At 55.7% G+C, this 13,857-nt stretch carries 16 protein-coding genes; 10 read left to right on the forward strand and 6 right to left on the reverse strand.

The window, feature by feature from the left end; translation table 11 throughout:
* Positions 1 to 41: 41 nt before the first annotated feature.
* From C7820_RS15365 to C7820_RS15370, 3 genes are all read right to left on the reverse strand, one after another.
* Positions 42 to 401 (reverse strand): toprim domain-containing protein, encoded by a 360-nt coding sequence (locus C7820_RS15365; RefSeq protein WP_076175114.1) that lies wholly within the window; start codon positions 399 to 401, stop codon positions 42 to 44.
* Positions 402 to 575: 174 nt separating this feature from the next.
* A complete protein-coding gene (locus tag C7820_RS33465; protein WP_163882325.1) occupies positions 576 to 746 on the reverse strand; it encodes a hypothetical protein in 171 nt (56 codons plus the stop codon).
* 119 nt (positions 747 to 865) lie between these two features.
* The gene (locus tag C7820_RS15370) at positions 866 to 2,011 is read right to left on the reverse strand and encodes an MFS transporter (protein WP_116231831.1); all 1,146 of its coding nucleotides are present in this window, start codon (positions 2,009 to 2,011) and stop codon (positions 866 to 868) included.
* A gap of 364 nt (positions 2,012 to 2,375) precedes the next feature.
* Here C7820_RS15370 and C7820_RS15375 point away from each other — a divergent pair, with 364 nt between their 5' ends.
* Both C7820_RS15375 and C7820_RS15380 read left to right on the forward strand, forming a co-directional pair.
* Positions 2,376 to 2,831, forward strand: a complete 456-nt coding sequence (locus C7820_RS15375; RefSeq protein WP_076175110.1) for a hypothetical protein — start codon at positions 2,376 to 2,378, stop codon at positions 2,829 to 2,831.
* Positions 2,832 to 2,870: 39 nt separating this feature from the next.
* A complete protein-coding gene (locus tag C7820_RS15380; protein WP_089549894.1) occupies positions 2,871 to 4,022 on the forward strand; it encodes a transglutaminase domain-containing protein in 1,152 nt (383 codons plus the stop codon).
* A 154-nt stretch (positions 4,023 to 4,176) separates the two neighbouring features.
* Here C7820_RS15380 and C7820_RS15385 read toward each other — a convergent pair whose 3' ends face one another.
* The 3 genes from C7820_RS15385 to C7820_RS15395 form a co-directional block, all read right to left on the reverse strand.
* Positions 4,177 to 6,009: a 5'-nucleotidase C-terminal domain-containing protein gene (locus C7820_RS15385; RefSeq protein ID WP_116231832.1), complete on the reverse strand. Its 1,833-nt coding sequence runs from the start codon at positions 6,007 to 6,009 to the stop codon at positions 4,177 to 4,179.
* 101 nt (positions 6,010 to 6,110) lie between these two features.
* The gene (locus C7820_RS15390; RefSeq protein ID WP_089549896.1) at positions 6,111 to 6,524 is read right to left on the reverse strand and encodes an ImmA/IrrE family metallo-endopeptidase; all 414 of its coding nucleotides are present in this window, start codon (positions 6,522 to 6,524) and stop codon (positions 6,111 to 6,113) included.
* Positions 6,525 to 6,563: 39 nt separating this feature from the next.
* Entirely contained in the window at positions 6,564 to 7,022 is a 459-nt protein-coding gene (locus C7820_RS15395; RefSeq protein ID WP_116231833.1) for an XRE family transcriptional regulator, read from the reverse strand.
* A gap of 262 nt (positions 7,023 to 7,284) precedes the next feature.
* On the opposite strand from C7820_RS15395, the gene C7820_RS15400 reads away from it, so the two are divergent.
* The 8 genes from C7820_RS15400 to C7820_RS15430 all read left to right on the forward strand — a co-directional run bounded on the left by C7820_RS15400 (position 7,285) and on the right by C7820_RS15430 (position 13,840).
* Entirely contained in the window at positions 7,285 to 7,761 is a 477-nt protein-coding gene (locus tag C7820_RS15400) for an ArpU family phage packaging/lysis transcriptional regulator (RefSeq protein ID WP_116231834.1), read from the forward strand.
* Positions 7,762 to 8,202: 441 nt separating this feature from the next.
* A complete protein-coding gene (locus C7820_RS15405) occupies positions 8,203 to 9,042 on the forward strand; it encodes a hypothetical protein (RefSeq protein ID WP_116231835.1) in 840 nt (279 codons plus the stop codon).
* 11 nt (positions 9,043 to 9,053) lie between these two features.
* On the forward strand, positions 9,054 to 9,263 hold the full coding sequence (locus tag C7820_RS15410; RefSeq protein WP_116231836.1) for a YqzN/YkzM domain-containing protein: 210 nt from the start codon (positions 9,054 to 9,056) through the stop codon (positions 9,261 to 9,263).
* 3 nt (positions 9,264 to 9,266) lie between these two features.
* Positions 9,267 to 10,727 carry a phage tail sheath family protein gene (locus C7820_RS15415; RefSeq protein ID WP_116231837.1) on the forward strand — a complete coding sequence of 487 codons (1,461 nt, stop codon included), beginning with the start codon at positions 9,267 to 9,269 and terminating at the stop codon, positions 10,725 to 10,727.
* 74 nt (positions 10,728 to 10,801) lie between these two features.
* On the forward strand, positions 10,802 to 11,209 hold the full coding sequence (locus C7820_RS15420; RefSeq protein WP_076175086.1) for a phage tail tube protein: 408 nt from the start codon (positions 10,802 to 10,804) through the stop codon (positions 11,207 to 11,209).
* 370 nt (positions 11,210 to 11,579) lie between these two features.
* Positions 11,580 to 12,014, forward strand: coding sequence for a phage tail assembly chaperone (locus tag C7820_RS15425; protein ID WP_116231838.1), 435 nt, complete (start codon positions 11,580 to 11,582; stop codon positions 12,012 to 12,014).
* Between the two features lie 23 nt (positions 12,015 to 12,037).
* Positions 12,038 to 12,172 (forward strand): hypothetical protein, encoded by a 135-nt coding sequence (locus tag C7820_RS33860; protein WP_258875269.1) that lies wholly within the window; start codon positions 12,038 to 12,040, stop codon positions 12,170 to 12,172.
* Positions 12,173 to 12,187: 15 nt separating this feature from the next.
* Positions 12,188 to 13,840: a hypothetical protein gene (locus C7820_RS15430; protein WP_116231839.1), complete on the forward strand. Its 1,653-nt coding sequence runs from the start codon at positions 12,188 to 12,190 to the stop codon at positions 13,838 to 13,840.
* The last annotated feature ends 17 nt before the right edge of the window (positions 13,841 to 13,857 follow it).

The following is a 13,857-nucleotide window of genomic DNA, read 5'->3' on the forward strand; positions in this document are numbered from 1 at the left end:
GGCATCGAAGCATAAGCTCCACTTCGTGGGGCTATTTTGCGTTAATCTTTGGACCATACGGTGTAGGAATCGGGATAAACGATAAATTCCTCAAGCCCCGCTTTTTCCAGCTGGGAAATGATATATTCATCGGGTGTGCCCTCAACGCCCCGGTATCCCCGTCTTGTGTAGATGTGGCCTGCATCCGGGAAGGCATCCCGGAGAACGCCGCGAATCCTTTTACCGGAGCTGTCGTTGTCCATAAACAGATAAACCTCGCTGTCCTTAATTTCTTTGCGCAAAGACTCGAGCCTTGTCGTGTTTAACGTTCCGTACGTGCACACAATTTGAATTTCGGGATCCAGCAGGCGGCGGACCTTACTGCGGTCGTTTTTTCCCTCGACAATAATATAGATCGGCATGATGGCTCACCTCGGACTAAGAGAAGGATATTTGTCTCGAAATTCCCCGGGAAATGTTGAAGCTTAGGTCCGGGTAATTCTAGTGTAGCTTGTTTTCGGCAAGCCATGCAAAAAAAAGTAAAACGATCTGTCCAGCAGGGTAGACAGACCGTTTAATATGGGAAGATCGCCGTTCTAGCACCAGAATGCACGCAAAATGATGACAAGCAGGATAAACAGTACCAGTACGACGCCTACGTTACTGTAAGGCACACACGGAGCTGCCGCTACGGGAGCTACCTTGGTTGCAGGTGCGGCCACCGGTGCTACTACAGGACCACAGCCGCAGTGAGAATACAAACCCATCGAGATCACCCCTCTTTCTTGCCTGGTCGGTTAACACAATCCATCTTATGTGGGTGAGTGCAGGAATTATTGTGCAGGGGCCTATCTCTTGATTTTTAGGCTTATGTCTACACTGGATTCTAGTTCATATGCGGATGAAGCGCAGATCCCTTGCGGTTGATGGGGATCATCATAAGTCCCGCCATGAGGAGGACAAAAGCGATGTAGTACGGTGACACGGATCCTCTAAGCTGGCCTGCGGCGATCGGACCGATGAAGGAGCCGATGGACATGGCGATGGACTGGAGCGAAAAGATCCTTCCCAGCTTGCTGCCGCCGCTGAGCTGGATAAACATGGAGGCAAGTCCAGGGAAGATGATGCCTTTTGCCGAACCGAGAATAAACAGGATGACGACCAGCGGTACATGAGGAAACGCGGCCATGCCAAAGAAGCAAAGAGCCATCAATAGAACGCCGGCGATGACCCTTTTGTAGGGTGAATAGCGGTTGATAAACAGCATGCTCAGCGTAACCAGGGCGCCGATGCTCAGGACGGAAAACAGGATGCCGGTCGATTTAATGCCTTCCACCCCGGTATCGCGCAATGGCAGCTCGAAGAACAGGATCCCTTGGGAACAGGAAACGACAAAGGGGAGGATAAAATAGCGCCAGGATACGCTGGGGGCAGGAGACGACAATGCAGCTTCTTCATTACCGCCACGGGCATCTGTCATCGCCTTGACCGGTTTCGGCACGCTGAAGACAGCCATGACGCCGGTTGCAATCAGCAGCCACCCGAGACCCTGGAACGTTGTCGAATAACCGGTATGTGCCACGATAAAAGCTCCTGCAGCCGGCGACACGACCGAGGCCAGGGTATGCACTACGCCATGACCGGACATATATTTGCCCTGGGTCACTTCGTTTTTGGACAGGGAAGCGAGCAGGGCAAGGCAGGCGGGCGACAAGAAGGCCAGCACAAAGCCGCTGATTGACCGCAGGACCAGCAGCTGCCAAGGGTACTGCACATGCGCCTGCAGCAGGAGGACGATGCCGGCCGATACGAGGCTGAAAATGATATAGCGCCGGCTGCCGTGCTTGTCGATGACCGTACCTGCAATCAAATTGCCGGGCAAATGGGTGAGTGCGTAAATGCCCATCATCCACCCGATAAAGACCGGCGCTGCTCCCAAGGAGACCGCGAATGGCGTGAGTATGGGGTACTGGGCGTGAAGGTCGAAGAAGGCGAGAAACAAAAACATGTACAGCCAAATAGCAGTTTTCACGTGAGCAGCTCCTTTTCGCAGATTCATCATCTGTACGTTCGGTATGGAACGGGGGTTGGCCAACGGATAAGACAACCATTCGTTCATCAATCTACGTGTACGTTTCTACTTGGCGGCTTAGACCCTCTTTTTTGGGACGGGCAAATCGATAGCTTTGCAGGTTACGTAAGACTGGACTGCTGTATGCCGGGCAGATTGTGGATTTCTTGATAATGGAGGCACCTACGCCCCGGGAACGACGGAAAGCCCCGTCTAAGGGCTGGCTGACAGCCGATGTCCGGATCATGTATAATCGAATGGAAGTTTCTAAATCACTTGATAGGGTGGCTTAAGCCCTTCAGGTCGATGGGAGTGTGTTTTTGAAATGGATATGCAGGTATGGTCCGATTTTCTGCAGCAAAACTGGCTGGTGATCGTGATTGCCCTTGTCGTGCTGTTTATCGTCCTGAATCTGGTCAAGACGATGGTCAAATGGGCGCTCGTCATCATCATCGTGCTGGCGCTTGTCGTATACAGCGGCATTTCCCTGGAGCAGATCAACCAGGTCGTGACGACGGTGAAGGACGAGACCGTAGATACGCTGAAGAACGAAGCTATGGATGTCATGATGAAAGAAGCCAAGGATGCCAAGTATGCAGACAACGGGGACGGAACGTTTACGATCACGACGCCGAACCTGGAAATGAAGGGAACCAAGGGAAGCGACAAAGTGGATGTCACGTTCCGCGGCGTACCCCTCGGGCAGTGGAAAATCAACGACACGGTCAAATCGTTTATCTCCGAATCCCAGAGCCAGGCGGGCGGTTCAAATGGAAAATAAAGGACTTAATCCATGCACCAACGTGGAGGGGGTCATCTTATGCTGCAATCATGGATAGAAAGTCTAAAGGAATTTAACATCATCAGCATCCTGCTGCTGCTAATCCTGCTGGTATCCCTGCTTCAGGGCTGGAGCCGGGGCGCATCCCGCTCTGCGGGAAGGCTGCTGTCCCTGCTGAGGGAAAGCGTCTTTATTCTGCTGGGGCTGGTGCTTGCGGTTCCTTTTACCTTGTGGGTATCACCCAGAGTTCAGGAATGGCTTGCCGATTATGCCAGCCAGCTCCCGAACCGGGATTTGAAAATGTGGGAGCAGATTTACTATACGTTCATTACGGCGATGGCCGATTTCCCGCTGATGCGGTTTGCCGTCATTTTTATCGTGAGCTACAGCATCATCCGTTTCCTGATCCGATGGTTGACGGTGCTGATCTTCGGCGGGAGCAGTGCGCTCTTTAATCCGGGCGGGAAGTCCTCCGCTTCGCTCCTTAGCCGTCTGGCCGGTGCGTGCATCGGCCTCTTGATCGGGGCAGGACGGTGTATCGTCGTCGTTGCGCTGCTGTTCGTGTACGTATCGCTGTATCCGCACACCTCGTTTACCCAATACGTGGAGGCGTCGCCGATCTATAAAGAAGGGGCGCAGCGGGTCATCGAGCCGTTGTCAGGTCACTTGGTAAAAGACAAGCTTCCGGTATTCACGAAAGCTGTCGAAAAAGAGCTGAACGGCATCATGCAGCGCAAATACGAGGTGATCGACCACGCGATTCCTTCGGATATCGAGGCGGCCGCCGCCGAGATCGTCAAGGGCGCGGATACCGACGAGGAAAAGGCGCGTAAATTGTATGACTGGGTCGGCACCCGGGTGCAGTACGATTACGGCAAAGTCGATGATTACGAGCAGCGGGGCATTTGGCATGAACAGACGCCGCAGGATACGTTCAACACGAAAAAGGGTGTCTGCATCGATTATGCCAGACTGTATGCAGTGATGGCCCGGTCCCAGGGCCTGCAGGTGAAAGTGGTCACAGGCCAAGGCTATGACGGCCAGGGCGGATATGGACCGCATGCCTGGAATGAAGTGTATTTGCCTGAAAAGAACAAGTGGGTGCCGCTGGATCCGACATGGGCGCAGAGCGGCGACTGGTTCAATCCTCCGAAGTTTGCGGAGACGCATATTAAGGAGCAGATGCTGTAATTCAAGCTGGTATATCTAATGGTACAGGATCATTGACAAAATCCCCTTGCCCGTTCTGGGCAAGGGGATTTTTTGCTTTGAATGGATGATGCTTTGAGGCCGGATGCTGGGCTTCATTTCCGAGTTCGCAGCTTCCTTAAGGTTGCCGTCAAGGTTACGCAGGCAGCTTGATTTGCTGGCCGGGATAAATCCGGTTGGCGTTCTTGATGTGATTCAGGTCGCGCAACGTCTGCCAGGTCGTGTCGTATTTCAGCGAGATGCTGTACAGCGTGTCGCCTTTCTTGACGATATAGACCTTCGCGGCTGGAGCAGGAGCCGGTTTGACCTCAGGCTGCGGCTTGGCTGGCGCTGCCGGCTTCGAAGGCGCCGACGTTTCCGGTTTGGCCGGCGTTGGCGCTGGTCCGGACGGTGTCGGCGCTGTCGTTGCCGCAGGGGCAGGTCCTTCGGTAATCCGACCGGCCGGTCCTTCCGGAATCGGCTTGCCCTGCTGGATATAGTTGATCAGGGCTTCGTCCAGGGCGCCGTACATGCCGGCTTGCGGATACTTCGTGAACATCGTGTATTCGTCGCCGCCGACAGCCATAAAGTCATTGGTCGCGAGTGAATACGTGGCGTCCGGATCGAGCGCTTTATCGCCGATCTTCACGGAGTGAACGCGGCTTCCTTTCGGCTTGGACGTATCAATCTTAAACGACACCCCGGAAACCTGGGAGAAGCCTCCCTTGGACTGCGGATAGTCGGATACGCCGTTCTCGAGAGCTGCCTTAATATCAGAGCCTTTAACCTTCAGCTGCACGATTTGGTTGCCGAATGGCAAGACCGTAACGATGTCGCCTTTGGTGATGGTGCCGGCTTCGATCGACGCGCGGATGCCTCCGCCGTTCGTGATCGCCACATCCGATTGGCTCACATCGCGCATCGCATCGGCCAGCAGGTCACCGAGGTTAGTTTCGCCGGTGCGCGCTTTCTCGCGGGACCCTTCCAGCTTCACAGGCGTCTCGCCGACCTTTTCCTTCAGAATCGGCTCCTGCTCCTTCTGGATGGAAGCGACCAGATCGGCGACCTTCGGGTCGGCCTTGATATCGGCTGCTTCCTTCTCATCGATCAGCGTGGCTTCTTTCTTCACCACTTTATGGTTGTCGACCCACAGATCGACGACGCCGACATATTTCGTGTATTCGCCGGCGCTGGCGGTCAGCGTGTTGTTGTCGGCCATCAGGCCGTTTTCCAGAACCGTATGGCTGTGTCCGTCGATGAAAATGTCGATGCCGGGCACTTCCTTAACGACCTTAAGGCTGGTGTCGACACTTGATTTGTCCTGACCGAGGTGGCCAACTACGACAACGACGTCGACTTGCCCGCGGATTTCGTTCACCCATTTCTTGGCTTCGGCCGATGGATCGGCGAACTTCAGCCCGGTGACGTTGGTCGGGTTCGTCTTATATGCGGTCTCCGGCGTGCTGAGGCCGATAATGCCGAACTTGACGCCGTCGACTTCCTTGATTATGTAAGGCTTGAAGAGGGTAGTGCCGTCAGACTGGATGACGTTCGCGCTCAGCATCGGAAACTTCAACTCCTTGGAGAGTTCCACGAGATGCTTCCAGCCGTAGTTGAATTCGTGATTGCCCGGAACCATGGCGTCATAACCCATTTCGTTCATGACCTTCACGATGCTCTCGCCTTGAACGAGCGTGGCAAATGGTGTACCGTGTACGGCATCGCCTGCATCAAGAACGAGTGTATCCGGATTTTTGCTGCGGTATTGGTTAAAGATTCCTGTGACCTTGGCAAATCCCATTTCAGGGGATGCTTCTACCGCACGGCCGTGCATATCATTCGTGTGCAGAATCGTAATATGCTTGCCGGACGGGGCGGATGGCTCCGGGGTGCTCCCGGTCGTACCCTCTGCCGCCGCTGCCGCCTGGGCCGAACCAGCCAACAACACCGCGCTGAACAGAAGGGAGGTGAACCATTTCCTTGTGATCATGAATCTCATAACCTCCTAAATCGTATTAGATAATTTTCCTTCCCTATTATTCTAATAGACTATCAGAACGGTGAAATAAGACTTATGAATCATTTATTGGCCTAAGGTTGAATATAAGTGTGCATTTCCGGTGGGATGCCGACACGCTTGCAGTAGGTTTCAGCCGTTTCTCCCTGCAGTATCGCCGTTCCCGCGGACAGAAGGCCGACGGCAAACCGGTTGGCCTGCCGCTCCAGCTTGCCGGGGGCAAAGTAGGAATGCTCCTCCAGAAAAAAACGGTTGATCCCCTTATGGAGCCGGTCATGGCCGAGCTCATGCGCGCAGACAAACCGCTGCCACTCAGGGGACAGCTCGCTGTGAATCACAATGAACCGCCGTCTCAGTTTCCGGTAATAGAGTCCCTTGGTGGATTTGCCAAGATCCAGATAGCGGATATGAATGCCAAGGGACCGGGAAAGTTCGAAAGGGCAGCTGGTCTTATATTTTCGGATTAGCTTTCGAATCATTTCATCCATAGGATTCACCTGCAAGTTGTGGATTGTTCGTCCCACCCATCACGAAGAAGGGGGGCTGTCCGGAGAGCCTGGCTCCTTCTTCTTCCGCTTATTCATCTGCTTCGCTTCCCAGAACAGCCCGGTGAGGACATCCTTGATGCGCTGCTTGTCCTCAGCGTCCAGCGGAATGCCGTCGAACATCAGCTCTCCGTCTTCCTCGAGCATTTTTTTGAAATCCCGCTTGTCCTTATAGGTCGCCCATGCCGGCGTTTCCTCCCGCAATCCTTTGGGAGCCCCGTCTGCATCCCAAAACCCTGCTGCACTCATCAGCTCGCCGTATGGAACTTCCAGCGCGTCCGCGAGCTTCCGGATGGTCGGCGGTTTGGGCACGCCCCGAATCCCGTTCTCCATGCGGGAAATTTGCGAATTGCTGATGCCCGATGCTTCGGCAAGCTGGTTGATCGTCATGCCCTTCTGCTCGCGCAGCCGCTTAAGCACGGCTCCGAATTCTTTTTCCACGGTTTAGCCACTCCCTCTATGACGTTGATCTATTTCTAACCGTTACTATAATCCAATGTTGCCAAAAGGTAAAGAAAAATGATGTTATAATTACCAAATGGCATGAAAGAAAAAGGAATCCGGAGCGAAATGGTGGTTAAGCCGGGATTTCCGGGTTTTACGGGATACCCAAAAAGTGGTATGTTAACATCATTATACGAACAAAAATGCGAACAAGCCACAGTTTTTTTAGGTGAACATCCATGAAGGAGCGTGTTTGAATATGGATCAAATGCTGCCGCAGCTGGACCGCCGCAAGACCCAGGCCGCCGTTGAAGCGATTTTGGAAAAATACCGGATCTATAAAACGATTACGTTTGAAGTCAGGGAAGCGAGCGTTACCGCCTCTTATACCGAACGGTTTCACGGACCGACCAACGTGACCTCGGACCAGACGGCACAGGTCGCCGTCTACAATGTAGACGCGCCTGCGGCCCGCCAGGCATACTGCCGGATGATCGAGTCGATTGTGGAACGGCTGGGCGAACGGGAACAGACGCTGATCCGCGAACGGTATATGAAGGAAGATGATGTCTTCGACTATAAAGTCTACAATTACGTGCTCGACCCGCCGGTCAGCAAGGATACGTACACGAAAATACGAACGCGAGCCTTCTATAAAATGGCGCTGGCGTTTGCAGACCGCGGGCTGCTGACGTTATCCGAGCTTCAAAAAGCCAAAGCATGCAATTCCAAATAAAGCCTGCTCATAAGCGGGACAAGCCGGGGACCGGAGAGGTCTTCGGCTTTTTTCTTCATCTAATGGGAAGCGGGAGTTTCGGGGGATGAACCGGCCGCAGAAGTGCTGATCCTAACCATTCTCATCTGGAATAAAAAGGATGAAAAAATACGAACATATATTCGTACTATTTTCCGCCGATAACCGTCCGAACTGCCGTCAGCGTTTTCGAATCCGGGGTGTAAGATTATATCATCGGGAATGAAGCAAAGGGACGTACCGAACACAATCAGTGGATGTTAAGCCGGCCGGAAGGGCCGGTTTTTTTGCGGACGTGTGACGCTTCATTGCCCGGTAAGCTTTGATCAAGAGAAAGGAGGGGGCCGAGTTGATACAGATTCAGCGGACACAAAAGAATGGAAGGGGCTGTGACGCAAAAGAAACGGATCGGCGGGTAGTAGTATGAGGGAAGCCGTTAAACAGGCAGTCGCCGCCTTGATTCCCGAGCTGGAAGGCCGGATCTACGATGTGCAGCCGCGAGCAGAAGGGGACGACGGGCCATGCGCTGTTCTCACCCTTGGTGAGGAGATTTGGAAGTCGGCCTGGGCGGGATACCGGCAGGTGTTGCGCGTGAAGCTGTACAGCGGCAGTGCCGGGATATCCCGGCTGGATGCCTGGGCACAGCAGCTGGTTCGGGGGCTGCAGCGCCGAAGAATAGCAGGTCCGGATCCGGGAGCGATCCTGCTGCATTACTTGGGCGTTCCGGAAGCGGACACGCTTGATCCGGCCACGGGCGGCATCATCCGGTGCCTCAGGTTCGGTGCGTACCTGCCGGAGGCTTCGGGAGCCGAAGCGCCTGCTCCGCCGGATGCATGGCTCAGCGCCCTGGCGGAATGGACACGGGGGAAGCTGGCTGGCCTGTGGCAGGTCTATGAAACGTCATGGCCCGCGGACCGGGAGGAGCATGCCGTATTGTGGCGCCTTGCCGGCTGTGAGACGAAGATGGCGGGGGCTTCGATGTACGAGATCCGCAAGACGTTTGTGGGGCATTTGGCGGCTCCTTTCCCGGAGACCGAGCATCATGCCTCGGTCGTATTGATGGAGGAGCTGGGGGCACAGACCCAGCTGCCGCTTGGTGACGGGGAACGCCGCTACCTGTCCGTAGCGGAAGTTTCCGCGAATATGCAGGCCGACGCCATACTGGATGGACAGCTTAAGCTGACCCTGGTGCAGCGGCGCATGCGTCCTGCGGAGGAAGCGGCGCTGATCCGCCGTGTTGCCGTTCAACCTATCATGAAATGAGGTGGCCCGATATGGGCGTAAAGAAAATTTCGAAAACCCCGGAAGCCGGAAGCAGCATGCCGAGGTATGAGCTGGATGAACTGAAGGCGCAGGCCAAGGAGCTGTTCGGGGTCCGGGCAGAGGTCGTGGCAGGTGCTATGCATGACACGGACGGTCAGCATTTTTCGATCGCCGAGGTTCAGGGAAAGATCCAACAATTTATGAAAGCGAAGGTGGTCTAACTTATGGCAGGTGGAACTTGGGAAAGCACAAATCAACCGGTGCTGCCGGGATTGTATATGAACTTTAAAGCTGCGGCAACGTCGGCCATTCAAGGCGGCAGCCGCGGAACGGTAATCGTGCCGGTCAAAGCCAATTGGGGTCCGGTCCGCGAGTTCGTGGAGATCGGCAGCGAGCAGGCGATTGCTGCGATGTATTCCGCGGATAGCGAAAATGGGGCGACCGCCTACCCGGCACTATACCTGGCGCTGCTCGGCGGCCCGAAGAAGCTGCTGGCCTACCGCTTGGCTGACGATACGGTCCAGGCGGCGGCCGTGACGCTGCTGAGCGGTGATGCTGCGCCTGCCGCCGTCTTGAAGCTGACGGCGAAGCACCCGGGCAGCCGCGGCAACGGCTTCACCGTGACGGTGCAGCCTGCGCTCGGCAATCCGGCCGCAAAGGAGCTGCGCCTGTATGAAGGCGCCAAGCTGCTCGGCACCTTCACCGGCGCCGACGGCACGGCCGCTTCCTTGGCCGCGAGCATCAACGGCGGCAATGACTGGGTCACTGCCGAGGCTGTGGATGGCGGCGGTGTACCGGCCGACGTCAGCGGACTGGCGCTGACCGGCGGAGCGAGCGGCATCGGCGGCCTGACGAACGCCGATTACGTCGCCATGCAGGAGGCCGCCGAAGGCCAGGACTTCGACCTGCTGGCGCTCGACTATGCCGCCGACATGGCGCTGCTGCAGAGCTTTGCCGCCTGGATCAAGCGGCTGCGCGGCGAAGGCCGCGGCGTCATGGCCGTCTTCGGAGGCAGCGCCGCTGATGACGTGTCAAAGGATGCGGCCGATCTGGCTGCGGCCCGCTCCCTGGCCTTGAACCACGAGGGCATCGTCAACGTGGGCACCGGCGTCCGTCTGTCCGGGACGGACTACAGTTCCGCGCAGACGGCCGCTTATGTGGCCGGCCTGATCGCGGGCCAACGCCTGAACCAGTCGGCGACGTACGCGGTCACGCCGTTTGAGGACGTCACCCGGCGCTGGACGCGCTCCGAGCAGGAGCAGGCCGTGAAGAGCGGCGTGTTCCTGCTCTTCTTTGACGGCCGCCAGGTGAAGGCGCTGCGCAACATTAACACGCTGGCGACGCCGGCCGAGGGCCAGAGCAGCGCCTGGAAGAAGATCCGCTCCATCCGCGTCATGGACGCGATCAATGCGGATCTGCAGCGGGCGGCGGAACAGACGTACATCGGCCGTGTAAACAACACGGAAGAAGGGCGCCTCGCCTTGATCGGCGCGGTCAAGGAATACCTCGGCCAGCTGTCGCTGAGCAGCGTCATTGAGCCGGATGGCTATGACGTCATCCTCGATCCGGCCTACTACGGCGATTCCGCGGTGAAGCAGCCGGAGCCGGATCAGGTGTTCCTGCAGTGGAACGTGAAGCTGACGGACGTGATGGAGCAGCTGTTCGGCACCTTCTACGTGCAGTGATGGAAGAGCCGCGGTCTTTTTTTACTCATGCAAGCTATGAAAAAAACTATGAATAACTCTGAGGAGGAACCCCTATGTTGGATGCTTCAAAAGTCATTCTCGGCACGTACGGCCAGGCCTATATCGACGGTGTATGGCAGACGCACATTAACAAGCTCGAAGCCAGCGTCGAAATCGAAAAACGCGAGCTTAAGCTGGTAGGCAGCGACTGGACGGTCCATAAAAGCGGCAGCAAAAAAGGAACCGGCACGATGAGCGGCTACAAAGTGACCTCGGATATGATCAACCGCGGCTTCACGAAGTTTGAAATCATCTCCAAGCTGGACGATCCCGAGTCCTACGGACACGAGCGCGTCCGCCTGATCCGCTGCATGCCGGACAAAATCCAGTTGGCCAACTGGACCGCCGGCGAGGAAGTACAGGAGGAAACGACGTTTACCTTTGAAGGGTACGAGCTGCTGGACCCGATTACGGCGGACTAAGGATAAGGACTTCGGAAAAATAGCTGCAAAACTGCAAAAGTGTAATTCATCCAGCCGGAGTCACCATTTTAGAAGAATATAGAAGCAAAAAAGTGCACTGACTTCTGGTAGAATTCGCGAAATGGCGGGTTGGCCGGAAATGAAGCTGCACTTTTGCTTTTTAATAGTGCCTTAGGTGTGATTTCCCGGAAAATAGCCGCACTTTTGCGCTTGTGGGTGTTCTTTTCGTGAACCGGAACTGGCGCACCTATTGTACGGCCTGACTGGATAAGCAAAAGGGCTGAGTAAGTATTCTTTTCAAGGAGTAAAATTCTCAGCATCATCCCTTTAGGGACATAAACCATTCATGAAATGAAGGAGAGGAAGACGCATGAGCTTGCAGGATAACTGGAGCGAGGAACAAATTTTGGACAGCCTGTTTGAGGCGGCGGAGAAGCTGCCGGAGGAGACTGTGCGCATCAAGCGGCTGGATATGCAGATCGTGCTGCACGGCCTGACTTCGAGCAAGGTGGACAGCATCCGTGAACGGTGCACGGTCCGCCGGACGGTGAAGGGGGCGGTGGACGAAAAGGTCGATACCGAAACGTTCAACGCGCTGCTTATCTCCGAAGCCACCGGCAAGCTGGAAGTGAAGGGGCTCACGCTGAACGGCTGGGGCGATCCGCGGATTATAAGCCGATTGAAGCTGTCGGGCGGAGAGCAGGCGGTACGCCGCATGCTGCTGGCCGGGGAACTGGACGCCGTCGGCGACAAGGTGCTGGAGCTGTCCGGTTTCGGGGTCGAGATCGCTGACCTAAAAAACTGATCGGCTCCGGGGGAATGACGACGATGCTGTACCATCTGTGGGCCCGGCATCACCTTCGTCCCGGAGAGTTTTGGCGGCTCCCGCGCGGGGAGCGGCTGCTGCTGCTCGCTTTTTCCCAGGAAGAAATCGAACAGATGGCAGCCATCAATCCAAGTTAAGGAGGTGAAGAATTCATGGCAGAAACGTTAAATTACCGGCTGAATCTCGTCATTGATCCGAAAAACGTAATCAAGGCGAACCGGGAGCTGCGGGCGATGGAGCGGTATTTCGAACGTATTCAGGGGCGGGTGCTGAAGATCGGGAGAACCCGTATGGTTCCCGAAATCGCACTGAAGGACAGTGCCTCGAAAGGGCTGGACAGCCTGCTGGAAAAAATCAATCGCGTGAAATCGCAGGTTATCCGGGCGACGGCGACTGTAGATGTTGCAGTAGGTGGGGGAGCGCTAGGCGGAAAGATTGACTTTTCCACTCTCGTTACAGCGCTTCAGGAAAACTCGGCCGCCGTCAAAAAGCTCACGGAGACCATCGGAGGGCTGAAAATCGGAGGGGAGAAGAAGGACGAGCCGAAGTCCACTTCTGACAAAATCAAGGATGTATTTTCTGCACTTAAAAACTTTGGCGGAGGGTTGAAAAGCGCGGGGGAAATCCCGGATAAAGGCAAAGCCATCAAAAAGGCATGGAAAGGCGAGGACAAGGATAAGGAAAAAAAGGACCTCGCGGCCGATCCTGACGCTGCCAAAAGGGAAACTCCTCTAAGGACTGAAACTTATAAACGGAAAAAGACCTTGGGCCGAGCGTGGAAAACGATGGGCGCAGCGGGTGATTTCATCGGTACCATTGGTTCAGCTGGTGAAGGCGTTATCGGCGGAATACAGGGGTTGTGGAAAAGTGGAAAGGATTTCTTCGGTGGCGGTAAAAGCAGCGCGATCGCCAATTCAGCCACAAAAGCTGCCCAGAGCAGCGGGATCGCTGCTTCTACCGTAAAAGCCATCGGAAGCAGTGGAATGATGACTTCAGCCGCTAAGGGTATAGGCAAAAATCTGCCGGGGGTCTTTGGATTCGCAGCCGATGCCATATCCATTATGACCGCAAAGACCGGGAAAGAGCGGGCTCAAGCCATCGGGTCCTCCGTCGGGAGCGGCGTCGGAACGGTTTTGGGAGGCTTTTTAGGATCGGTTATTCCTGGTGGAGGAACGGCGGTCGGAGCAATGCTGGGTGGTGCAGCCGGAGGTTATATAGGAGAGAAGGTCGGCGGCTGGGTCTCGGGTCTGTTCTCGAAAAAGAAGAAAAAGGACAAGCCGGCTCCCGTAAAACCTGAATCCAGCATAGGATCTGCACCAGCTGTTTCTACAGGATTGCCGTACGGACAATATGCTTCACCTGCATGGACAGCCCAAAAAGGGTTACCGGGAATGATCTACCCGAATAGGTATGTGCCCCCAACATCTCCTCTCCCATTAACCAGCAAAGCTTACGGTCCCTACCTGCCCGGAGCCCAAGGCCCGGCCGCTCCGATGGGAACAGGCCCACGGCTGCAGGCCGCAACCGGGAGCGGGAAGCCGGGAATCGGGGGCAACGGAGGCGGCAAAACGACGCCGCAGCTAGTGCAGATCAGTCCGGAGCAGATGTCGGCGCTGTCGGGGTTTCTGAAGGATTTTAAAACGGAAACCAACTACAATCTGCCGGCGGGTGCAGTGCAGGTGACTGTGCATGAAGAGACTCCCATAGATGTGGAGGGCCTGATCCTGCAGATCGGGCAGCGCCTGCGTTCGGAGTTTGCCAAAGCTGCGCAGAACCGCAAGCCGGGGGCGAAAGCATATGTGTAACGACGTTTCCAGAGAGG

The sequence above is a fragment of the Paenibacillus sp. VMFN-D1 genome (assembly GCF_003386155.1).
Lineage (GTDB): Bacteria > Bacillota > Bacilli > Paenibacillales > Paenibacillaceae > Paenibacillus_AQ > Paenibacillus_AQ favisporus.